Origin of the sequence: Sphingobacterium detergens (assembly GCF_003610355.1) — a bacterium.
Lineage (GTDB): Bacteria > Bacteroidota > Bacteroidia > Sphingobacteriales > Sphingobacteriaceae > Sphingobacterium > Sphingobacterium detergens.
This window is the reverse complement of the sequence record NZ_RAPY01000001.1, coordinates 355,966-380,075: the sequence shown is the minus strand read 5'-3', so window position 1 is coordinate 380,075 and position 24,110 is coordinate 355,966. Positions and strand designations below refer to the sequence as shown.

Sequence of the window (24,110 nt, the reverse complement as noted above, 5' to 3'; positions counted from 1 at the left end):
AATAACCTAGCTTAAGCTAAAAGCTTAATGTAGATTAAGAATCCATCAGCGTCTCTTGTGCTGCAGGTTTTTTGAAAAGCAGCCACAACAAGATAAAAAAAATCAGGTAGGCAATATTAAACCCCGCTGCGAGCAACCAACCCTTCAGTACAGACGAGGGTAGGAATCTCAAGGGCAACTGATATATAGTGATAAAAACAGGACTGATAAAGGCTGCCCAGCGAGGTAACTGTGTCTTCCGCATAAAAACCAGTATCGAAAACAGCAGCCAACCTACCATCAACACCACAATAGCCGTCCCCCAAGCAATATACAGTACCTTCGTAAAGCCTGAGGCCGTTTCCAACAGATATGGATGAGCGATCGGATCGCTGTGGTATATCGCTTTATATATTTCACCCGTATAATAAAAGTCCGCATGACCTAGCGGCATCAACATAACACTGACTATCAACACAAAATAAGTCCCCCAGGCATACCACCTTGATTTGTCATTAAAATACTGATAGGCCAGCCACACACCCGGTAAGAATAAAGTAGCTGTCATCGAGGCAATCAGTGCACCAAACATGAGACGTTCGCTCGACCCTTTCAGCATGAGTACCGCAATACCCACATCCACCTGCTCCGCATAAGTCTTCGAAAAAAGTGGATATTCCCCAGGATCTACATCAAAACCCGCGACAAACATATCTCCGATAATCCAACATACCGCTGCCAGTATACTAGCAATAAATGACCATTTAATTTTTGTTGTGTAAAGCATATCAAGAATTATTCTAAATAATATAAATATGCTGCAAAGATATTGTTAAGGAAGCTAGACAGCATCCGTCTAAAGGAGCAATTTATCCGCAGAAAGGATTTTTTGAATGGATACTGAGAATACGCAACAGTCGTCTCTGCTTAAAAAACATTAAATCACTCAAAAAACAACCATAACCATTGGTTATAAGCATGCATTTTTAGCACTACACTTTTAATTCATATAAACAATATAACCAACTAGATTACAAACAATAACTACACACAACACACAATTAAAAACCCCAAGTTCATCGCTACAAATCCGTTATGGATATCCGACTCCATAGGAATCTATATTACCGATTTTATCATGCTCAAAATAGTATTTTATCAAAGCAGTCGCTTCGCTCATCATCACTGCTGTGACAGCAAATTTGATCAAATATTCATCTATCAGTATCTCCACTTTGATCTCTTTATTATCCGCTACTTCAGTCCTATCTAAGGGTTTCAACTGTAAATAAGAATCCCCAAATTTTTGGTTGTAAAATGTATTTTCATCATCCCAATTCAGCGTATAGAACAATGCAAGAGCCTCTTGATAATTCATAGGTATTCCATAATGACCCTTGGATTTACTGTGTATTATTTTCCGTAATATCATATTAAAAACGAATTATTGAATTTAAAATAAAAGCTCCAGTCAGAATTCCGCAATGGAATAGTAGATTCTGGTTATTCCTTTCCTGTTTTCTACCATTTTGTTAAAGCCTCTTTCTTTGGTAAAGATAGTATCCAGTTTATCTCTTTCCTCCAAAATAGGTTTGCCAAAGATCAAATTAGCGAAACCTACATGATACTTGACCAACTTATCCTGGTAGTTGATCACGAGTTTAGCATAGTCGGAATCATTCCAAATATCAAAACTCACGATCTTGTCCAAATCAAACTGTCGTACCCCGTCCCCTTGCACCACGATGCGATCTGAATAAAATGCCATGATATATTTTTTAGCGAGGAATTTCGAAAAAATAAATGCGACACAAACAAAGGATACAATACCTAAGCCTCCCATAATACCGATTATCTGTCCCCTATTCAAATCGGTGATATTATTGTGCATTACAAAACCCATAAAGGCTGCTACCGGGATCAGAATAGCCACCAGGATCAGTCCAATGGCTATCTGATATCTTTTGCTGCTAAGTGCTCTAAATGTCAGATTTCCGATCACTGTCAACGATATGGTATTATTTTCAATATTTTTTTCCATGTCTTAATTTTCCGATTTATAGAATTTATCTTTTATTCCCCTACTAATAAGCACCGCCCCATGACCACTATTTTAAACTAGCCATTAGCATATAGCAGTTCAATACCGACTAATACCCTTTCGCAAAAAAACATAATAACAATTAATAACCAACACACTATAATAGCCAAATTAAACACAAACTTCACCACTATCCATCCATCAGATCGGTGAAATTATGTGAGGCAGAAATGGCTAAAAAAGTTATTCCATTATCCACTACCTATGGAGTTACGCTTAAATATACGGCAATCACAGACCGGCCACAGCGGCAAATTGATATCCGGCACATCTTATTTACCATTCGTTCTATGCAAACTATTATCCGTGTAAATGGATGTACGCTTTTGTAAATACCTGGAAATGCTGGTTAATATGGGCTTCTACTGTGTTAAACCTTTTTTGACAGCAAAGCTATTTGTATAATATTAGGTATTGGATAATATTATATTAAGTTTTCGTTAATCGGTAACACGACGCACAGCCGGCTTAACGATCTGATACTTCTCCTTAGCGCAGCTACCCGATAATTTATTTGGTAAATATGAGCTGTTTTATATCTTTGTATCGCTAATTAACAAAATATTTAATCCACTAATTTTTTAATATTTCTCAACCATATGATCATAATGAAATACTGGTTATGCCTTACGCTATTTGTTGCTTCAACAATTTCGTATTTACATGCCCAAGAGAAGGTCAATGTGATCCTTCTCGGAACATACCATTTTAATAATCCGGGTAATGATGCTGCTAAGGTCGTTGAACGAAATATTTTAAGCGAAAAAAATCAATTGGAACTTGAAGAGATAACAGATGCTATTATCCGTAAACATAAACCTGATCAAATATTTGTGGAGAGTGCGCTTTCCAAAAAGAAATATTTGAATTACCTCTACCGCTTATATCAAGATAATCAGTATAGCCGTTATACAGACACCTTACAGAACAATAGATATAAGCGCTATTACACAGAAGGTGAAACTTTCCAGCTTGCCTTTCGCCTGGCAAAAAAATCAAGGCACCAAGAAGTTTTTCCGATTGATACAATGATAGAAATGCGATTTGATCTTCTATTAAAATTAGTTCATGCTAATGCGGAATTAAAAAAAGAATATGACACACAAATCATCACCTTAGGTAAAAGCACGAATAAGGCTATCGAGCAGGAAAAACTAAAAGATGTATTTTTAAGTCTCAATGAGGATAAACATTTAACAGAAAATATAGGCTTCTATTTCTGGTTATCAAACAAAATAGGGATACAAGATGATTATTTTGCATCCAAACTAGTCTCGGATTGGTATAAACGTAATTTATTTATGTATGCCAATTTTCAGAGCCAGTTGAAGCGGTCCACAAAAACAGTTTTTATTTTGGTCGGCGAAGGTCATGCTGCCATATTTAAAGACTTCTTACGACATGATGATCACTTCAATCTGATCGAGTTAAACAATGCACTGTAAAACCTATTTTTATTTAGAATATGAACATAATAAAATACTTAAGCTACCTCACCTTATTTTTATCTTTAACTATAACGACGCTACATGCCCAAGAGAAAGTCAATGTGATCCTTCTTGGAACATACCATTTTAATAATCCGGGTAATGATGCGATGAAAGTCGCTGAGCGCAATATTTTAAGTGAAAAAGATCAGTTGGGGCTTGAGGAAATAACGGAAACAATCCTCCGCAAGAACAATCCCGATCAAATATTTGTGGAAAGCGCATTTTCCCAAAAAAAACATTTGAATTACCTCTACCATTTATATCTGGATAATCAGTACAGCCGATACACAGATACCTTGCAGAGCAAAAGATCTAAGCGCTATTACATCGAGGGAGAGACCTTTCAGCTTGCGTTTCGTTTGGCAAAAAAATCAAACCACCAAGAAGTTTTTCCGATTGACACAATGATAGAAATGCGATTTGACCTTTTATTTAAAGAGCTCAATGCAAATCCAGACTTAAAAAAGGAGTTCGACACAAAATTGGCCACATCAAGTAAAATTGGAAATGAAGCACTTGAAAAGGAAAAACTGAGGGATGTCTTTCTGGCACTTAATGAAGACCATGCTTTGGCTAGAAATAAGGGTATCTATCTATCCCTATTTAATAAAGTAGGCATTCAAAACAATTACTTTGGCGCCAAACTGGTGTCAGATTGGTTTAAACGCAACCTAATCATGTATAGCAATTTCCAAAGCCAGTTAAAGAGTACCACCAAGACGGTAGTCATACTAGTCGGTACGGGTCATGCCGCAATCCTAAGGGACTTTATTAAAAATGATGACCGCTTTAATCTGATCGACTTAAAAAATGTTCTATAATCTTTGTTAACCTTTATCTGGAACCAAAACAAAGCAATCAGATTTAACCCAAAGCGAACAACAATAAGGCGCTTTGGGTTTTAGTTTTTTAAATTTTACTCTTTTTGCTATTTCACAGTTTAACTCCCGCTGTAGCGGTCCCAGCAATTGTGTCAGCAGCGGTTTCACTTATTCAGCTGTCAACTGTGCGATTGCGGCTTCTAACACGGTATCCTTTCCCTTTCTAAAATCTGCTACTGTCGGTGACACAATAATATCAGGCTGTATCCCCTTACCAATAAACTCTCCTCCATCACCAAGTTTATCCCTCTTGGCAACATCAGAAATCACTTATCATTTCACTCCTATTTTCAGTGATTTAAAGAGTCATTGCCATCAGCATCTGGAGACTACTATTTTGTCCATAAAGCGTATTTGGTTCCTACAATGAATAGTGAAAAATTTCCACATCGAGCAATAAACAATTACAATCCAGCAATTGTTCCTTTCTAAAAAAGAAGAACAAAAACTGACAGTCATGAATGATATTTTGATAAAAGATCATATTCAACAATTAAAGGATGTCGAAGCAGCTGACCTCTGGATCGACGAAAATTTTGCAAAGAAACTAGCTCAGGTGGACGGAACAACAGCTTTTGAGCGTCCCATCCCTGAAATGCACAGCATCGCAGAACTAGCATCCCATTTAATCGAGTGGCGCAGGGAAGTTTTAAGCCGCCTAAAGGGAAATCCAAGAGGACTTGAGATGAGTGATGCAGCAAACTGGCGAAATAATGATGAGTTAAGAAAACGTGGTTGGGAAAATCTAATGCAGGATCTTCACGCAACACAGCAAAATATTATTTCTTTTCTGGAAGGAAAAGATGATGCTTTCCTTCATACTGCTTACCCACATGCTGACACCTCCTTTCCACACGATTATAAGTACCTGTTAACGGGTTTAATTCACCATGACATGTACCACCTCGGGCAGATGGGTATTACGATTAAGTTCCTTAAAATTCAACATTGAGATGTTAACACATCCATTCTCAATGATTTTACAAGAACGCGATATTTAGCAAGCGCAGGAGCTGATTGACATCCTTTATTTTTTCGTTACTGTATTCGGCCACTTTCACTTTCGAGCGCTGACTTTCGACTACGCTGTTCCTTTGTTGCCCCACGGCTAAATCTATAGCCAAAACTAAGACGCACCTGCCTTGACTCATAATAGCCATAGCTTGATGACTGCAAGCCGGGTAAATTCTGCGTGTATTTAATCTGGTTGCCTTTATAGACATCCGTCACGGCTAGTCTAAGCGTCGCTTTATCCTTCAATAAACTCTTTTGTAATGCAATATCCACTTGACTGATCGGTCTACTTATCGTATTTGCTCCACCCAGCCGCTTCGAGTTGTAGACCATTGAAATCTCACACCGCATCTTATTCGGCAGCTTAAAAGACTGGAGCAGGCTAACACGTCCTGCAGTCTGCTTTAAATTGAGGTTTTGGTACTGGTCAAATGAAACATCATTGTGGATATAATATAGCAACCCATTAAAGGTAATATCCCACCAAGGTTTTGGTGATAGCGTCTGAGTCAAGGATAGCGACCAATGCTTTTGTGTACCCACATTTTTGCTGATCATCATTATTTTATCAGCTTCCAATGTATCCGTTATTTTGGCATTCAATTGATCCGTATACGCATAATTTAAGCCGACAATCGTCGAGCTCTTTAGGGAATAAAGTAAGGAAAACCGCTGGGTCAGTGAGGGGGTCAAAAACGGGTTTCCCTTCCAGAAAGATAGCTCATCGAGCATATAGACAAAGGGATTCAGATCCTGATAGGCCGGTCGTTCAATACGCTTGGCGTATGACAGTGAAATCGTCTGTTTATCGGCCAGTTGCCTCGTGATAGATAAAAAAGGGAAAAGATTAGTGAAATTTCTATTGATTTGATCATCCAGATCCTTTTCTTGCTCCCGATAAAATAAAACACCCTTGGAATTCGCATTTTCTAGCCGTAGTCCAGCTTGGAGAGACCATTCTCCGATCGTTCTTTTATAATCAAGATATGCGCTAGCTATGCGTTCGTCAAACTGAAAATCATTGGACCGTCTATTATCGAGACTATCACTTGCAGGGCCGACATGATAAAACCGGGAATTGTTTTTAGAACCTACGGCCGAATATTTGGCACCTGCTTCCAATTTTCCGTCCCACAGTTTCGTAGCGTAATCCACCTTTAGCCCTTTTAGATCAATATCGATATCATTCAGCGTACGGTACAGATTCTCATCAAAGACATTTCCCCCATTGTCCCGATAGGTATTCGATTGCAGGTTTTTATTCCATTTATCAAAAAGACCGTAATCCAAATCCACATTTAGGCTACGACCCAACGTATCTTCATATTTGTAGTTCAGATTAAAGTTGTAGCGCTTGGTGCTCTGGCCGTAGTAATCGTTGATAGCATCAAGAGATCCTTCCAACACTGCCGAGGGAAGTGTAGCAATCGTCGTAGCTGTATTGGTCAGTCCGCCACCGAAGATAAAATTACCGTTTACCAAAAGACCTATTGTATTTTTATCATTGAGAAAGTAATCTATCCCCATCTGAGCGTCCATTTTCTGGCGCTTATCCACATCGACCGTGTGGCTGTCATAGGATTTGCCGTTTTGCTGACGATTAGTGCCATACAAGTAATTGTAGTGGCCAAGTGTATGGTTATAACTCCCAAATACATTGAATTTATTCACCCGGTAATTGAAGGTCATATGCTGCAATTGCTTCGGGCTGACACCATAAGCAAAGGCACTTGTTATACTTCCATTCAAGCCCTTCAACTGATTTTTCTTCGTTTTGATATTGATAATACCAGCTGCACCGCTCGCATCATATTTAGCTGAGGGACTATTGACAATTTCGATGGATCTGAGGTTATTCGATGACATCGACTTCAATAGATCGCTGAGCTCCTTGCCCGAAAGAAAAGTTTGTCTTCCGTCCAACAGGATCTGCACTCCGCTTTTACCATTGAGCGTAATGTCGACTTCATTTTCGATCTGTACCCCAGGCGCTCTTTTTAATGCGTCAAAGGCCGAAATATCCTGTGCTCCGATACTATTTTCTACCTGATAGACAATCGCGCCACCATCAACTGTTAGTACCGCTCTTTTGCCTTCGACTGTCACCGCTTCCAGCTTATTTTCCTGTCGGGAGAGTTTTACTATCTCCAAATTACTATTGGCAAGGTCAAATAGCGTGCTCCTATAATCATGATAGCCAAGGTGTTTTACCGCGACAAAATATTTACCCTGAATTTTACCCCGAAGCTGAAAAGTCCCCAGACTATCTGTGTTTGTACTGGCTACCAATATCCCACTGCTACTGTACAGACCTACTGTAGCCAAGGCAACAGGTGACATCTCCGGATCAACCACCTTGCCTTTGACCAGGTCACTATCATTCTGCCCATAGAGTATTCCACTCCATAAGAAGACAGTTGCAATTAATACGAGTTTTATAAAATCAAATAGGATCATTGGCTACCCTTAATCGTACGTAATGATACAGATAAAAAAGCAAGCTATGCAATAAAACGCAAAAAACCTCTTCTTTATTGATGCTCAATAAAGATAAAAAAAATCATAGTAACTGAATTCTGACAGGGCAATATCATATATCACAATCATATATAAATTGTTTTTAGTAAATTGTAAATCGAATAATTCGAACCAACCTTTTATCTATGAAAAATCCCATCGGCATCAAGGATATTGCTGAAATGCTTGGCATTTCTGTTTCCACTGTTTCACGAGCGTTTCGAGACACGCATGATGTCAACCCCACAACACGTCAGAAAGTATTGTCACTGGCCAGGGAACTTAATTTTAAGCCCAACAAAAATGCAGCGGCATTAGCCTCAGGTTCAACAAAAAATATTGGCGTTGTCATTCCATTTATTACCAACTATTATTTCTCGACAGTTATTTCAGGTATTCAGGAGGAAGCCTATGAACAGGATTACAATATCATTCTTTATGTCACCAACGATAGTATGGCCCGTGAGCAGAGCCTACTGGAAAACCTATCGACCAGTAGCCTCGACGGACTTCTAGTCTCCATATCTTCGGATTCCTATATCAACGAACATTTTGAACGACTGATGGCTAAAGGGCTACCTATTGTATTTTTCGACCGGGTCCCAAATAATATCGTAGCATCAAAAGTTGTACAGGATGACTTTGCGGGCGCTTTTCAGGCAACAAGATTTCTACTCGAAAATGGCGCCAACCGTATTGCCCATATTGCTGGTCCGAAAGACCTCAAATTTACACAACAGCGACTCAACGGTTATATTGAAGCATTGAAACAGTGCAACAGACCTTTAGAAGAGAACCTGATCGTACATTCCGGTTTCTCGCAAATTCACGGCAGTGAGGATACAACCAAACTACTGGCACTACCTCAGCGTCCCGACGCCATCTTTGCCGCCAATGACCGCAAAGCTGTCGGTGCAATCTTGTGCATCAAAAAACACAACTTGCGCGTAGGTATTGATATCAGCGTTATTGGTTTTACAAATGACCCCATCTGCACCGTAGTCGAACCCAATCTGACCACCATAGAGGAACCCGCCTTTGATATCGGAAAACGTAGCTGTGCCCTGCTGATCCGTCACATAAAAAATAAGGACTTCGAAATTCAGGATATTATACTCCCCGGAAAACTGGTGGTTCGTGATTCGGTGATAAACAAAATCACCTAATTAATTTTTATAACATAATTTGCCGGATATAAAAGTATAGTGTACCCGTATATCTTGATCAAACAGAACAATATCCGCATCCTTGCCGATATCTATCGCACCCATACGATCGTCGCAGCCAAGTAATCTTGCAGGGTTTAGCGTCATCATCTTTATGGCCGTTATAAGATCTAAACCAGCCATATTGATCATAGTCCTGATTAGCCGATCGGCGGTAGCGACACTCCCAGCAAAAGAAGAGTAATCAGGTAGTTTAGCAACGCCATCTTCAACAATAACTTCAGTTCCACCAGTAAGACTTCCCAATATACTTTTTCCTTCGGGCATACCTGCGGCCCGCATGGCGTCTGTAATCAGAATGATTTTATCATCACCCTTGATTTTATGGATCAATTTTAAAAAGGGTTCTGGCAAATGAACACCATCGGCGATAATCTCGACATCAATAGCATCTAGAAGCAGACAGCTTTCTATTGCCCCAGCATAACGATAAGCATTCCGTCGTGTCATTCCAGACATTCCCGAATACAAATGAGTTGCCAACCGATAGCCGTGTTCGACTGCAGGGAGGATTTCTTCATAAATAGCATCTGTATGAGCCAGGGCCAGTAAAATTCCATAGTCATGGACTTTCTGTCCAAAATCAAGCGCCCCCGGAAGTTCAGGAGCGGCACTCCATCGTGCAATCAGGTGATGATACTGCTCGAGAATAGGCAGATACTCATTCGGGTCTGGATTTCGAATATAACGTGGATCCTGTGCCCCCCGCTGGTTCATCGCAAAATAAGGTCCCTCCAAGTGCAACCCCAAAAAGCGCGAGCCGTGCACGTTGCGGCTTAAAGCCTCCATATAGGTATCAAACAAAGCCAATAACTCACTTGGCTCACTGGTCAGTGTCGTCGGCAACATCGCTGTGGTACCATAACGGACATGTGTCTGTGCAACTTTTAGAAAAGCATCAACCGTATTATCCATAAAATCGGCACCACCACCACCATGCACATGGATATCAATAAATCCCGGGGACAAAAAAAGCCCCTCGGCATCCAGCCATTCACCTGACTGCTCGTCCGCTGAAACTCGCTGCGTAGCGATATCCACAATTTTTCCCTCAGCAATCCTTACTGTTCCATTTTCAATGATACGATTGGGCGTAATGATGTTAGCGTTTGTAATCGTTAGCATAGCTCAATTTTGTTTATTAAATATATTCCATGTGCGTAACCTATGGCCTTTGAATGCATAGAAAACTAAATATAGAAAACAAGGTATCAATATCCAATAGGCAGACCTTACATCAACAGCATCTGCCCATAATCCATACAGCAACGGTAACACGGCATTCCCACTCAGTCCCATAATCAACAATGCAGACCCCTGTTTTGCATAACTTCCCAAGCCTTCCAATGCTAGGGGCCAAATTCCAGCCCAAATCAAGGCATTAGGTAGCCCGATCAGTACGATGAACCAAACCGAAATATCCAAATCTTTATTCAAAAAATAGACAGAGCCATGCGATGTACAAACTAATAACGCCAGCATTAACCCAAGGATCGTACAAAATTTAAGCGCGAGTCGTTGGCTGCAGATCTTTGGGATTAGCACAATACCACAGAGATATCCACAGATCGTAGCAGTTAATGTATAAGATGGCAGAGCTTTGGCTTCCAACAAGGATAACCCCATCGATCCAGCATAATTAATAATGGTATCGATCGCAATGACTTGCGTTCCCACATGCAAAAAAATTGCCAGCGCCCCAAGTACGAGGTGAGGGAACTGAAAGATTCCTTTTTTGTTTATCCTTTGTCCATCCACTATAGGGGCTTCCTGTTGATCCAATTCTGGGAGAATGGAAAACTTGACTAATACCCCGATCAGAAACAGCACCCCACTTACGACAGTGTAAGGCCAGACGACACGTAAAATCAACTCATCCAACGCGATGGCACGGGATAACTCATCCATTGCTTCCAGTTGATTAAAAAGCGTATTGTCCTGGGGTCGCAGGATAACATATGAAAAGATCAGCGGAGCCAGTATCCCGGCTCCTTTGTTACAGATCCCCATCATGCTGATTCGTTGTGCTGCCCGCTCTTTTTCACCAATCAGTGTAATATACAGGTTAGCGACAGTTTGCAGCAACGTCAATCCGGTACCCAAAGTAAAGAGACCTACTAAAAAAATAAGGTATGTGCGTCCATAAGCAGCCGGGACGAATAACAATGCTCCCATTGCCATAATCCAAAAACCGACCATAATCCCATTTTTATAACCCAGCTTCTTTAATATATAAGATGCAGGCATCGACATCAACAAGTAGGAAATGTAAAACGCAAACGCTACCAAATACGACTGAAAATTACTTAATTCACATGCGATTTTAAAATAAGGAATCAGTATCGCATTTACCCAGGAGACAAATCCAAAAATAAAGAACATCAGTCCTATGATCCCTATGGATACCAATGTTGTCTTTCGATCTAAAGCAGTTGATGTCATCGCAGCGGATTATAGTAAAGAAGCTGATTCTTTGTCGAGATAGCAAGTACTATCCGTGTGTTGCTGTAATATGCTCGCAGGATGCCAGTTCGAGATCATCCCGGAGAGGCAGTTCCGCACCGCCTCTGCTTTTCGTTTATCTGGTACTGCACATATAATTTTTCGGGATAACATAATCTGTCGAATAGACATACTGATAGCCTGAGCAGGAACTTCGTCAATCGATGCAAACCATCCCTCCCCCAGCTGTTGCTGCCTGCACTGTGTATCAAGGTTTACTACCAGATAAGCTCCACTGGCATCAAAATCCGCAGGCGGATCGTTGAAAGCTAGGTGTCCATTTTCGCCTATCCCGACAAAGGCAACGTCAATGGGATGTGCACCGATTTTTTTGTCGAGACGTTCACATTCAGCTTGGGGATCCCCTTCTCCGTTAATGAGCACGACCTCTTTTAAAGGGGCTACAAGATTAAGAAAGCGCTCGGTCAAATACTTACGGAAGCTTGCTTTATGTGTTACCGGAATACCGATGTATTCATCCAGATGAAACATCCGTACTTTGCCCCAATCAATATCCGTCGCCGCTACCAGCGTTGCCAAAGTTTCAAACTGGCTCTGTCCTGTCGCCAGAATAATATTTACCTCACCATTTTCCGCTATTGCAGTTTTAATAGCCTCGATTCCGGCCTTTCCAGCCGCCAAACCCAGTTCTTCGCGTGTTTTAAAAGTTTTTAAGTTCACTTGATTTTATTTAGTTGATTTCAATACTTGTGTTGTTCCACCTTTTGTTAAGTTGATATCATGTACCAGATTATCTTTCCAGAGGCCATTTGTAAAATCTGGTATTTCAATCGGCTGGGAGCCATTAGCCACAGACCATTCGCTCAATGGGCCGATAACACTCCAGCTTGCGGCATCGTAGACATCCATATCGACCGGAAGCCCATTTCTAAGACAGTCGATCAATCGCCAATCCATCATAAAATCCATCCCCCCATGACCACCAATTGCTTTTGCTAGCTCGCCGATCTTGGTGATAATACCAGGAGCATACTTCTTTTCCAATTCAGCCATCTCGGTTGCTCCTAAAAAATCATCATGCCCTATGGCGATCTTTCCAGGCAATGGATATTTTTGAGCAAACGCCTTTGTACCACTCACCAGATGAATACGCGAATACGGACGCGGTGAACTTACGTCATGCTGCAACATCATCGTACTACCGTCTGAGTTCATAATGTTCGACACATTAATATTTCCGCGGAATGGTTTATCGACATAACTTTCAAACTGCTTATCTACCTGTGCCATTTCCTTTGCTTTGGAATTAAGCATAAAGTCCTTTGAAGACATTGAGTTCATATAGTCCATTTTGTTGCCACGATTGATCCGAAGTATCTGGCAAATCGGCCCCAGTCCATGGGTTGGATATAGATTTCCGTTTCGAGCAGCATTTTCTTTGAGCCGCCAAAAATCGTATCGCTTTTTCTCATCAAAAAGGCTGTCCATAATATCATGGATATAAGCCCCCTCACAGTGGATGATATCACCGAAAAAACCCTGTCTTGCCAAGTTGAGCGTCAATAGCTCAAAATAGTCGTAACAGCAATTTTCGAGCATCACACAATGTTTTTTTGTTGCTTCGGAGGTTCTCACCAATCTCCAGCAGTCCTCCACAGTAATTGCCGCGGGGATCTCGAGTGCGACATGTTTACCCTGCTCCATGGCATAGATCGCCATATCAGCATGCATGCTCCAATGTGTAGCAATATAGATCAGATCAAATTGATCCGATTCACACATCCTTTTCCAATCTTCTCCAGTTTTGGCATAAATTGTGGCAACATGCCCTGACGTCTTAATCCGCTCCTTGGCTTCATGGGCTTTCTCCGGTCTGATGTCACAGATACCATGAATGCTGACACCAGCAATCTGGCTCATTCGTTCTACCGCCGCCGAGCCCCGGTTTCCAACACCAATAAAACCCACGCGTACAGTTTCAATTTTGGGTGCGGCATAGCCCGACATGTTAAAAATGCTGTTATATTTTTTAGATGCTTCCAGCCGGATATGATCGAGCTTAGTACCCGAGGTTTCCTTTTCCTGTGCAGTGCAACCGGTTATTAGTCCAAAACCGGCTAGACCAGACAATTTTAAAAATGATCTTCTATTTGTTCCCATGGTCACTAATTGATCTGGAGAGTTCCTCCAATGTTAAACTTTCTTTTATACGCATTTACCTTATTCAATAATTGCTTTTTATCCTTTTCTGGGCAGCTTTTACCACTCCAGGGCATCAGCTCATCCACATTAATATCTTCCCTGCTCAATGCCAACAACAAGGGTATATCGCCCCACTTTAAAATTCCAGGAATATGGACGGCCATGTTGAAATTTTCCAGACTGCCGGTCATATCTGGCAGGTAACTGGCGGGCAATCGCCGGAGCTTCAGTATCCGTTGTTGTGGCGATAAGTCGCTGCTGATCAAGGCTGCCAAAGCAGTTTCGCGATCGGCATGAACAATCAGTTTATGGTTACCGTAATGTTGCTGCAGATAGTTACTTACGAGCGTAATCTCGTTGGCCCATATTCCCATCATAGTTTGCCCCATCCAAAGCATTGAACGTGAGATGGTATGAAAACGAGGTAGCGCCCCATCAATATGTTCGGCACTGGCTGAAGCTCGCTCCCCGAGGCCAAAGAGATCTACGATCGCAATGCCCTCGCCCCTCTCGACCATCTGTTCAATTTCCGTAAGATTAAGTCCCTGTTTGCCCTGATCGGGGAATAAGACGTGCATCATCTTCCCTCCTCCAGCAGGCTCCTTAACGAGCAGAGGAATCAGTTGCCGCTGAGCCGTTTCGAGGATAATTCGTCGCCATCCTGCCTCAGGTAATAACGTTCTCACCGAAAGCAGTCGATCCGATTCGACCTTGGAGAGCAGCAGGCGGAGCTCCTGCAGATAGGTTTCTGTGCTCCGCCCATTAGTGACGATTAACTTATTTTCAGCTAGTTTGAACTCCCTATTCACAAAGGCTGGTATCGTCATTATTTTTTCGCTTTTAATCCCATATTGCAACACCGACAAACGACTGGTATCGAGCATATGTACCGCATTTAGCTCAATTGGTAAGGACTGACGATAATTAAAGCTTTTATTAAACCAAGAGAGCATAGCTTTATTCATTTCAATTGTATAGCTGTGCGACTCATCAAATAATTCATACGCTAATCGATCAGCCGAGTCCTGTTGTTGATATGCTAACTTGCCAAGACGATACGACTTCAGCATCTGATGAACGTTAAATGCGGCGTTCCCATCTTTTAGGGCTGTAATGATCTTTACAGCCTTAGGAGCCATCGCCTGCAAGAGCTGTCCCTCTTCAAAATGCTGCAGGCCATTAGGATGTAACTCACAGACACAGTTGCTATTCATAATATAAGAGCGGAAGGTACCTACACTGACTACCGGGACAGCAGCTTTGACGCGAGCATCCATTGCTGTTAGCCACATGGTCTGATTGCCACCACCACTGGCACCAGTAGCGCCAATTTGCTCTTTATTCACATAATCCAAGCTGCATAGCAGATCTATAGCACGTTTATTTTCCTGCAGCTGTATCCCCATTAGGGGTGTCCCCATATCCAGTAATAATGACCCCAGATTGGCCCCATGATATTCATGTTCGTGCCGACGTCCACGTTCCCCCGCCCCCATAGCATCGATACTAAGGCATACATAGCCATTGCTTGCTAGTATTTGAGATGTCCGTTGCACGATTTCACTACGACGTCCCGGTGCCCAATGACCGTGGCTGTTTAATATCGCTGGAAAAGGCCCTTGCCCTTTGGGAACATAGAGGTTGGCTGGGACGTATACGCCCGGCAGACTTTGAAAGATCAGATTATATACCGTATAGCCACCACAGTCCAGGCTAGCAACAACCCGCATATCCAGATCGCTATCGGCGCTGTTACCCAATTGAAGATTGGTATGAATCTGATTTAAGAGTTGTCCAGGGTCTACAATACGATCCATCGGCAGTTTATACAAGAGTTCATCCGCCTGACTTTCGATTAATTCCTTGAGCGGATCAATGTCCTTTGGGATGGATAGTATTTCCGGCAGGGCTGTCTGTGCAGTTACCTGCTGTCCGAATGTCATCATAAGCGTGACTGTATATAGTTTAAAATTCATCCTTATTTAACCCTTAATCCACGTCCCACCAAAGTTTAGTTGCGGCGTTATCCGCTCCACCGAGCAAGGCCCGACCCTTTGTCAATTCGGCAAAGTTGTCTGTCACTTCCGTCAAAGGGTAAGGCAACCTCTTGATAAATGTTCCAGCCGGCAGGTCGGGATTGTCGGACTGTAGCACCGCATACATCTTTGGGTATCCTGAACGACGATATTCAGCCCATGCTTCCATACCATTGGGATAGATTGCAAGCCACTTCTGTACACCAATCTGTTCACGTTGTTCAGCCTCCGTACCGCTCCATTTAATTGGAGTTACGGCAACTGCTGGAGAATTATGGTAATCGCCCGGAGCGGTCGGTCTATTCGTTGAGGAAAGGTAATTGCGGATGATTGTTTCATCATTGACACCCCATTGCGCCATACTCAGACGTATTCCTTGTTCGTAGAGCACCTGTGCTGTACCATCCATATTCCAACCATTCAGAGCGCCTTCCGCACGCAGCATAAACGATTCGGCGGCGCACATAATATGAAAATTCTGTGTAAAATTACCTTCAAGCACTTCGCCATTGTACCGCACCCAGTAGGTACCCACATTGGAATTGGCTCTCGACTGATTTCTTGGCTGCCCAAGATCGGTGGCTATAGCTCCATTACGTACGCTGTTAAAGACTTTTCCACTCAAGCTGGGTTGAAAATAAATACCCAATCTTGGATCTTCATAGCCTTTGAGATATGAGGCTATCGTTGAACTCATCGAAAATTCGTTCCAAACAGCCACCTGCGACAGACCGTTGGTATCGTTGCCCGAGAGTGACTTGAGCATGGTGGCATTTTGACCATTACTGGTCATCACACCTGCTGCCACCGCAGCCTCAGCTTCAAACTTTGCCTTTATGGGATCTACTTTTGATATCCGAAGAGCGAGCCGTAGGCGCATTGAATTCGCAAAGCGGATCCAATTTTCCACATTTCCGTTATACATTAGATCATACCCCTGAAAGATTGTTGCACCCGAAGGCAGGGCTTTCAGCTGGTCTACCGCTGTCGTAAGACGAGTAAAAAAATCCGCATAGATCTTATCCATCGGATCGTAAGGAATGACATCGCGAGCCTCTGCTGCTGCAAAATAAGGGATCGGACCAAAATGATCAGTCAAGCGGTGAAAGGCATATACCCACATAATATTCGCGAGTGCCGCTTCCCCTGTACCAGACTCGGTATTATCCATAATACTTTTAAGCTGCGGCGCGGTATCAACATACACCACAGTCCAGAATCGCCGTTGCCAGTCAGGTGTCAGCAGGTAGCGATCCGTACTGAAAGAATTAGTTGTCAATGCAAAATACTGTCCATAGAGATCGGCGCCAAGATTCTGTACGGTTTGGTAAAAAGAACGGTTCATCGCAGCCGAAGACTGTGCTTTTGCAAACATAAAGGGCAGCTCACGCTGTGTGATCACCGTGATGTTGTTGGGATCGCTGTTAATCCGATCAAAATCTTTGCTGCAAGAAATAAGGCTCAATCCTAGCAAAGCACCATATAGCATGTTTCTTCTCATGTTTACAACTGTTAAAAGGTTAATTTTAAGTTTAGCCCGAATGTCCGTACCGACGGTGGTAGTCCAACTTCTACACCCTGATAATTGCCAGCTCCCAGCGCAGCCTCGGGGTCTATCGGGTTTTTTGTCTTCCCAATTCCCGGTATATCCAGTTTGGATTTTCCGCGGTAGATGAAAAAGAGGTTATGTCCTGTTAGGGATAGCCCTGCATTCTTGAATACCGAGGTATTCTTTAAGTCCAACCTATAAGTAATGGACAATTCCCGGAGCCGCACATTAGTCATGTCATAAGTAAAAAACTCACCCCAACCATCCCGGCCATTTTGCGATACACGTGTCCACAACTGCTGCGCGGTGATGGCTTGTGTATTGGCGGCACCATTGGCATCCACAGCATCCAGTACGAGACCACCTTCGCGGTACATTGAGGTGTAGTCTGCTACACCAAAGGCTGCGAGGTAGGCTGAAGTTCCTGAGACTATTTCTCCTCCAATTCTTGCATCCACTAATGTATTGAGCGTAAAACCCTTGTATGAAAAGGAATTGGACCAACCCAATAAAGCCTTGGGATTAAAGTTACCTAATTTTTGATTCGCTTCTACCACCGGCAGCCCACTACCATCTACCACAAATTTTCCACTCTGTGGATCACGTTTCCAAGCATAACCGTAGAGGTCACCATACTTCTCTCCTTCGTTTACCACAACTGTGGCATACCTGTTATTGTCGGTAATATTGGCTCGTTTTGTTTTATCGTGCAATGCGATTATCTTGTTGGTGTTACTGGCAAAATTCAACGTCGTCTCCCAAGAAAAATGTTCGCTTTTTATAGGCGTTGCCATCAGCTGCAGTTCAAGTCCTCGGTTTTCAATATCCCCTGCATTGATGTATTGCCGGCTATAACCGCTAGCCATAGGCAGCCCCAGAAAGAGTAGCTGATTTACCGTATTGCTTTTGTACAAAGTCAGGTCAAAACCTAGTCTGTTTCCAAAGAATTTCATATCAAGACCTGCTTCAAATGACTTGGTCAATTCGGGTTTTAGGTCTGGAATAGCTTTAATCGGCGAGCGGGAAATAAATCCATTTCCGGCTCCCAGTCCAAATGAATAAAGCTGTCTGAGCAGATACGGATCAGCATCATTACCGACCTGAGTATAAGATGCTCTAATTTTTCCAAAATTGACCCAAGCAGGCATCTGTAACAACTCATTGAATATCGCAGACATACCAACAGAAGGATAAAAATAACTGTGCGGTGCTTTCAATGTTGAGGTCCAGTCATTACGGGCAGTCATATCCAAAAAAATAGTATTGTCAAAGGATAGCTGTGTACTGGCATAAACGGAATTGAGGCGGCGCTCGTAGCCTGCTATAGCTAAAAACTCAGGCGTCGTTGCCATTTTCAGGCTAAACTCATTTGGAATGGATAGACCATTGGCCATATTCTGAAAACTACTGTATTTCCGACGTAGTGTACTAGCCCCGAGATTGTAGGTAATGGCGATATGTTCTGTCAACGGATTTTTACCGTTGATCAGAAAGTCAAGGTTACTTTCTTGGTACCGGGCATTGGTCTCATAATATTTCCCCCCTTTGCGCACATCGCCAACAGATACTGTACTCGCAAAAAAGGAACCATCCGTATTATCAATATATTTATCAAAGCTATATCTGCCCATGATGCTGATCCAGTCCCTAAGCTGATAAGTCGCCGAACCCAGTGCTGTAATGCGATCACGTACTTCATTGACAGATGTACGGTTGATACTCCAATAAGGATTATCGTAAATGGCCGATCCCGACCAGTATTTACGTAGGGGCTGACCTGTATTGGGATCGATGGTCTCATAATCCATCAGTTCATTTTTATCCATGTCCCGTGGAATAATATAGGCTTCAACAGGAATCCCCATATCCCCCAGACGTGGCCGGTTGTCAATCTGCTGATTGACATAATTGAGTTTGACATCCGTTTTCAATTTGGGAATAAGCTCCGTATTGACGCGCAGATTAAGGCTGTTACGTTTAAGTGAGTTACCCTGGATAATCCCGCCGATTTTGTTGTTGGCATAGGAAACATACCCCTGCAGCTTCTCTGTACCACCATAGGTGCTGATACTGTTATTGAAAGTTGCCGAATTTTCATAGAAGTCCTTAACATTATTTTTATAGGTTTGTGCCTTTGGTCCCCAACTCTCCCCGATGTTTGTCCCGCTGACACCACCATTTCCTCGGCCATAGGTATTTTGAAACTCGGTAAGTAGGTTGACCTGATCAAAGAAGGCACTTCCGTTGTAATCTATCGTATATCGTCCCGACTTTCCCTGTTTGGTCGTGATCAGAATTGCCCCGTTTGCAGCTCTGCTTCCATACAACGCCGCTGCTGAGGGACCTTTGAGTACGTTGATGGATTCCACATCATCCGGATTGATATTGGCAGCACCATCACTGGTACCGTAGTTATAGGTCGTACCAGTCGCCTGCTGTGCACTTGAATTGTCATATGGTACGCCATCGACAACGATCAGGGCATTATTATTTCCTGAAATGGATTTGTTACCGCGGAGAACCACCCGTGCTGAAGCACCGGGACCGGAGGCGGCAGTGGTAATAACAGCACCGGCCACTTTACCCGTGAGACTGCTCATGATATTCCCGCTATTGTCCCTAGCGTCATTAACGGCACTGCCACTAAGCTGCTGTGTTGCATAGGTAAGTCCTCTTGTTTCCCTTTTGATACCAAGTGCTGTTACCACAACCTCATCGATGGTAAAATTCTCCTGTGCAAGGCCAACGGTCAATAAGCCTGCTGCCGTCACAGGCAACTCCGCCGATTTATACCCGATCAGAGAGAACTTGAGTCTATCCCCCACCGCAGCCCTAATACTAAAATTACCTTCTTGGTCTGTGTGCTCCGCCAGCTGCGTGCTGAGGTTTAGCACCGTCACTCCCAGTAGCGGTCTCTGATCCGTCGTGCTGATCACCTTTCCTATCCGGGTGCTTGGCTGTGCATGAGCTCCCTTAGTAAAAAGGAAGAAATAACAGCCAATTAGCCCCACAAAAAACAAATGTTTACTGTCGATACGAGCTATCATAATTTATCGATTTAAATTGTTGGATTTTAGTTTATTTCCATTGCGTTATACCCAAAGAAAGACCTTTGGAGAAAGAAATCCAACAGATTGCCCGAATAAAGTAGCGGTAGCGTTACCGAAAATCCGCCGTCTATATAAAGCGTTCAAACGACCAACAAAACTTTTCTGACAGTTTGATCAGAGCAAATCGGACCGATAACGTTATCATTGATTTTCATTGTTGTTTTTCATAATAAACAGTAGAATTGTAAATCAGATCAAAACCCAATTGCCGCGCTAAAAAAACGAACAATGGAAAATAATAAAGCCACATTATCTTGGAATCAGCTGAACGCTATAGATCCCACATGGGTCGATATCCCCGAGCTGTCTCTATTGACACTACCTGAACGGGTGATCCAATTTGGCACTGGAGCCCTTTTGCGTGGCCTACCTGACGACTATATCCACCGAGCCAATCTCGCTGGCATCTTTCAAGGCCGCATTTTAGTTGTCAAGTCGACCGATCAAGGCAGTACAACAGCTTTTGAACAGCAAAATTCGCTCTATACTTTACTTGTACAGGGGTACGAAGATGGACAGCATATCGTCTCTAGACAGGTCAATGCTGCTATTTCCCGCGTATTGTCTGCACAGCAACAATGGCATGAAATCTTAAAGACCGCCAGATCTCCCGAAATGGAGATCCTGATTTCCAATACCACCGAAGCTGGTATTGTCGGCTCCGAAGGTACAATCCATGACAGTCCTCCAATAAGCCTTGCCGCTAAAATACTTGCTTACCTATATGCTCGTTATCGGCATTTCGATGCGGATCCGACCAAAGGGTTGGTCATTATACCTACCGAACTCATTACAGACAATGCTGTTGTACTTAAAGATATTATCCTCAATTTATGTCATCAGCAACAACTTGAAGACACCTTTATCGATTGGGTTGATCAAGCAAACTACTTCTGTAATTCGCTAGTAGACCGGATTGTCCTCAATAAGGTAGCCCCAGAGACACTGCCTTATGTGGATTCACTTGCGATAATGGCAGAACCCTACCGGCTATGGGCCATCGAATCGGATAGCAGTGTTGTACACAACAAGCTGTCTTTTGCAGCCCTGGATCCATCGATCAAAATAGTTCCAAATATCGCTAAGTACAAAGAGATTAAGCTCCGCCTGTTAAATGCGACTCATACACTCTGCTGTGGTCTGGCTATACTTTCCGGTATTGCAGATGTCAAAACATTCTTTACAGATGCAGTCCTGGACTGTTATATCCGTCAGATCCTTTTCAAGGAAATTGGCCCTAGCCTCCTGCAAACAGGAATCCTAACTACAGAAGCTGACCAGTTTGCCCATACCGTCATTGACCGTTTCAAAAATCCATTTCTGTCCCATCAATGGACTTCCATTGCCATACAATTCAGCAGTAAGATCAAGACCCGTGTGCTTCCTATACTGCCTTATTGGTATGGCCAGCATCAAGCTCCCCCCACAGGGGTCGCCATCGGCTTTGCAGCCTATATTTTGCTGATGCAGCAGACCACTGAAGAACACGACTTTCATGACGATTACCGCAGTGCAGTGCAATTACATCTGCAACAGCCTGATCCTGTTCCATCCTTACTAGCAGACCAGCAGATCTGGGGTGAGTCTCTCCTAAACTACGCTGGACTTGCCTGCATGGTCAGTGAAATTTTACAACGTATTAAACAGGTGGGACTACGCAGCACCATAGTTGATTATCTTTTCGAACAGCAAACAGTATGAATACACTTAAAATACATCCCAAAGACAATGTAATTGTCGCACTGAGGGATTTATACGCACAGACTACCGTAAGAAACGGATCCAGCACGTATTACCTCCATAATGATATTCCGGCCAAACATAAATTTTTTATAGAGGACCTGAAAGCTGGGCAAGAGGTCCTGATGTATGGTGTCGTCGTTGGCCGTTTAACGCAAGATGTGACACAAGGCAGTCTGATGGACACTGCCAATACCCAACATGCTGCGGATTCCTTTCAATACCGAGGATTTTCACAACAATGGACACCACCAGATGTCAGCTCATTCAAAGATCGACATTTTATGGGTTACCGCCGTGCAGACGGTCGTGTAGGCACTGCGAACTACTGGCTATGTATTCCAACCGTTTTTTGTGAAAATAGAAATATTGATGTCCTCCGGCAGGCCATGGAGGAAGAACTGGGTTACGGCAGTTCCAATATATATAAAAATTATACCCGGGCTCTATTGCGCGCTTATGATTCCATTGAAAACCTAGAGCAAGTGGATCTATCACCCGAAAGCACACAACATGAAGCACGTGTTTTTACGCACGTTGACGGCATTAAATTTTTACAGCATCAAGGTGGTTGCGGGGGAACCCGGCAAGACGCAACTGTACTTGCCCATTTATTAGCCGCCTATGCAGATCATCCCAATGTTGCTGGTGTTACTGTATTGAGCCTAGGCTGCGAGAATCTACAAGTCGAAGACTTTCGCGCTGCACTATTCCATCGCAACCCCCAATTTAACAAACCGTTGCTTGTATTTTCGCAGCAGCAAATAGGAAGCGAAAGAGCTCTTATGCAGCATGCCATTAAAGAAACATTTATTGGCATGGTCGATGCCAATAAACTGCGACGAACACCACAACCAATCAGCAAACTTACCCTTGGCGTCAAATGTGGTGGTAGCGATGGCTTCAGCGGCATCTCTGCCAATCCCGCAGTAGGTTACTGCTCGGATCTTTTGGTTGCTCTGGGAGGCAAGGTTCTCCTGGCCGAATTTCCTGAACTCTGCGGAGCCGAGCAGCAGCTCATCGACCGCATGCAAGATGCAAAAACCGCTCATAAATTTATAAAGCTGATGAGTGACTACAGCTTTGCAGCTGAACAGGCTGGGTCCGGCTTTCATATGAATCCTTCACCTGGGAATATTAAGGATGGCCTTATTACTGATGCCATAAAGAGCAATGGAGCTGCAAAAAAAGGAGGCACTTCACCTGTAGTAGCTGTTCTGGATTATACCGAACCGGCAAACAAAGCTGGACTCAGTCTTGTCTGTACCCCTGGCAATGATGTGGAAGCAACGACAGGAAAAGTCGCCGCTGGAGCAACCCTCATGTTATTTACTACAGGTCTAGGCACACCGACAGGCAATCCAATCTGCCCGACGATCAAAATAGCCACCAACAATCGACTAGCCACCCACATGTCTGATATCATCGATATCAATACAGGAGCCATTATCGAAGGCCAGAAGACAATTGAGCAAATGGGAATAGAAATCCTTGAATATTGTATTTTGGCAGCCAGCGGAAAAATCATTCCTAAAGCAGTACAACTTCGACAGGACGATTTTATTCCTTGGAAACGTGGCGTGAGCCTTTAAGTCTTCTTTCCATCAAACAGAACTATTTTAATATCCACTTGAGAAGACTTATGATTCGCTAACAGCAACTAAATTCTCCCATTTGCATGCTTAGGTGCCCATGAAGGGTTGTTCCATCAGTTCCGAACTAGAATGTATTCCTAATGAACGGCCTCTTTCGAAACAGTTCATTTCCTAAGACTTAATGTACCTTAAGTCTTAGGCTTAATC

The 24,110-nt window shown here is 42.9% G+C and carries 19 protein-coding genes; 7 read left to right on the top strand and 12 right to left on the bottom strand.

The window, feature by feature from the left end; translation table 11 throughout:
* Positions 1-34 precede the first annotated feature (34 nt).
* From DFQ12_RS01585 to DFQ12_RS01575, 3 genes are all read right to left on the bottom strand, one after another.
* A complete protein-coding gene (locus tag DFQ12_RS01585) occupies positions 35-766 on the bottom strand; it encodes a DUF6796 family protein (RefSeq protein WP_120257280.1) in 732 nt (243 codons plus the stop codon).
* 306 nt (positions 767-1,072) lie between these two features.
* Entirely contained in the window at positions 1,073-1,357 is a 285-nt protein-coding gene (locus tag DFQ12_RS01580) for a hypothetical protein (RefSeq protein WP_147420306.1), read from the bottom strand.
* 93 nt (positions 1,358-1,450) lie between these two features.
* A complete protein-coding gene (locus DFQ12_RS01575; RefSeq protein ID WP_120257278.1) occupies positions 1,451-2,020 on the bottom strand; it encodes a hypothetical protein in 570 nt (189 codons plus the stop codon).
* Positions 2,021-2,250: 230 nt separating this feature from the next.
* Between DFQ12_RS01575 and DFQ12_RS28035 the strand changes: the two genes are divergently transcribed.
* From DFQ12_RS28035 to DFQ12_RS01565, 3 genes are all read left to right on the top strand, one after another.
* On the top strand, positions 2,251-2,412 hold the full coding sequence (locus DFQ12_RS28035; RefSeq protein ID WP_167457172.1) for a hypothetical protein: 162 nt from the start codon (positions 2,251-2,253) through the stop codon (positions 2,410-2,412).
* Between the two features lie 276 nt (positions 2,413-2,688).
* Positions 2,689-3,525, top strand: a complete 837-nt coding sequence (locus DFQ12_RS01570; protein WP_120257277.1) for a DUF5694 domain-containing protein — start codon at positions 2,689-2,691, stop codon at positions 3,523-3,525.
* A 20-nt stretch (positions 3,526-3,545) separates the two neighbouring features.
* A complete protein-coding gene (locus DFQ12_RS01565) occupies positions 3,546-4,391 on the top strand; it encodes a DUF5694 domain-containing protein (protein WP_120257276.1) in 846 nt (281 codons plus the stop codon).
* 168 nt (positions 4,392-4,559) lie between these two features.
* On the opposite strand, the gene DFQ12_RS28030 is transcribed toward DFQ12_RS01565, so the two are convergent.
* Positions 4,560-4,721: a hypothetical protein gene (locus DFQ12_RS28030; protein ID WP_167457171.1), complete on the bottom strand. Its 162-nt coding sequence runs from the start codon at positions 4,719-4,721 to the stop codon at positions 4,560-4,562.
* A 187-nt stretch (positions 4,722-4,908) separates the two neighbouring features.
* Between DFQ12_RS28030 and DFQ12_RS01560 the strand changes: the two genes are divergently transcribed.
* On the top strand, positions 4,909-5,403 hold the full coding sequence (locus DFQ12_RS01560) for a DinB family protein (protein ID WP_120257275.1): 495 nt from the start codon (positions 4,909-4,911) through the stop codon (positions 5,401-5,403).
* An 86-nt stretch (positions 5,404-5,489) separates the two neighbouring features.
* On the opposite strand, the gene DFQ12_RS01555 is transcribed toward DFQ12_RS01560, so the two are convergent.
* On the bottom strand, positions 5,490-7,922 hold the full coding sequence (locus DFQ12_RS01555; RefSeq protein WP_120257274.1) for a TonB-dependent receptor: 2,433 nt from the start codon (positions 7,920-7,922) through the stop codon (positions 5,490-5,492).
* 206 nt (positions 7,923-8,128) lie between these two features.
* Between DFQ12_RS01555 and DFQ12_RS01550 the strand changes: the two genes are divergently transcribed.
* Positions 8,129-9,148 (top strand): LacI family DNA-binding transcriptional regulator, encoded by a 1,020-nt coding sequence (locus DFQ12_RS01550; protein ID WP_120257273.1) that lies wholly within the window; start codon positions 8,129-8,131, stop codon positions 9,146-9,148.
* Here DFQ12_RS01550 and nagA read toward each other — a convergent pair whose 3' ends face one another.
* The 7 genes from nagA to DFQ12_RS01515 are packed head-to-tail and all read right to left on the bottom strand — an operon-like array spanning position 9,149 to position 20,505.
* Positions 9,149-10,333 carry an N-acetylglucosamine-6-phosphate deacetylase gene (gene nagA / locus DFQ12_RS01545; protein ID WP_120257272.1) on the bottom strand — a complete coding sequence of 395 codons (1,185 nt, stop codon included), beginning with the start codon at positions 10,331-10,333 and terminating at the stop codon, positions 9,149-9,151.
* A 3-nt stretch (positions 10,334-10,336) separates the two neighbouring features.
* A complete protein-coding gene (locus DFQ12_RS01540; RefSeq protein WP_120257271.1) occupies positions 10,337-11,650 on the bottom strand; it encodes a sugar MFS transporter in 1,314 nt (437 codons plus the stop codon).
* Positions 11,651-11,659: 9 nt separating this feature from the next.
* On the bottom strand, positions 11,660-12,391 hold the full coding sequence (locus tag DFQ12_RS01535) for a glucosamine-6-phosphate deaminase (protein WP_120257270.1): 732 nt from the start codon (positions 12,389-12,391) through the stop codon (positions 11,660-11,662).
* Between the two features lie 6 nt (positions 12,392-12,397).
* Positions 12,398-13,831 carry a Gfo/Idh/MocA family protein gene (locus tag DFQ12_RS01530; RefSeq protein ID WP_120257269.1) on the bottom strand — a complete coding sequence of 478 codons (1,434 nt, stop codon included), beginning with the start codon at positions 13,829-13,831 and terminating at the stop codon, positions 12,398-12,400.
* Between the two features lie 5 nt (positions 13,832-13,836).
* The gene (locus tag DFQ12_RS01525; RefSeq protein WP_120257268.1) at positions 13,837-15,849 is read right to left on the bottom strand and encodes an alpha/beta hydrolase family protein; all 2,013 of its coding nucleotides are present in this window, start codon (positions 15,847-15,849) and stop codon (positions 13,837-13,839) included.
* A 13-nt stretch (positions 15,850-15,862) separates the two neighbouring features.
* Positions 15,863-17,410: a SusD/RagB family nutrient-binding outer membrane lipoprotein gene (locus DFQ12_RS01520; protein WP_120257267.1), complete on the bottom strand. Its 1,548-nt coding sequence runs from the start codon at positions 17,408-17,410 to the stop codon at positions 15,863-15,865.
* Positions 17,411-17,421: 11 nt separating this feature from the next.
* Positions 17,422-20,505, bottom strand: coding sequence for a SusC/RagA family TonB-linked outer membrane protein (locus DFQ12_RS01515; RefSeq protein WP_120257266.1), 3,084 nt, complete (start codon positions 20,503-20,505; stop codon positions 17,422-17,424).
* A 291-nt stretch (positions 20,506-20,796) separates the two neighbouring features.
* Between DFQ12_RS01515 and DFQ12_RS01510 the strand changes: the two genes are divergently transcribed.
* Together DFQ12_RS01510 and DFQ12_RS01505 are read left to right on the top strand one after the other, a co-directional pair.
* On the top strand, positions 20,797-22,269 hold the full coding sequence (locus DFQ12_RS01510) for a tagaturonate reductase (protein ID WP_120257265.1): 1,473 nt from the start codon (positions 20,797-20,799) through the stop codon (positions 22,267-22,269).
* Positions 22,266-23,900 carry a UxaA family hydrolase gene (locus DFQ12_RS01505; protein WP_120257264.1) on the top strand — a complete coding sequence of 545 codons (1,635 nt, stop codon included), beginning with the start codon at positions 22,266-22,268 and terminating at the stop codon, positions 23,898-23,900. Before DFQ12_RS01510 ends, DFQ12_RS01505 begins: the two co-directional genes overlap by 4 nt.
* Positions 23,901-24,110: the final 210 nt, after the last annotated feature.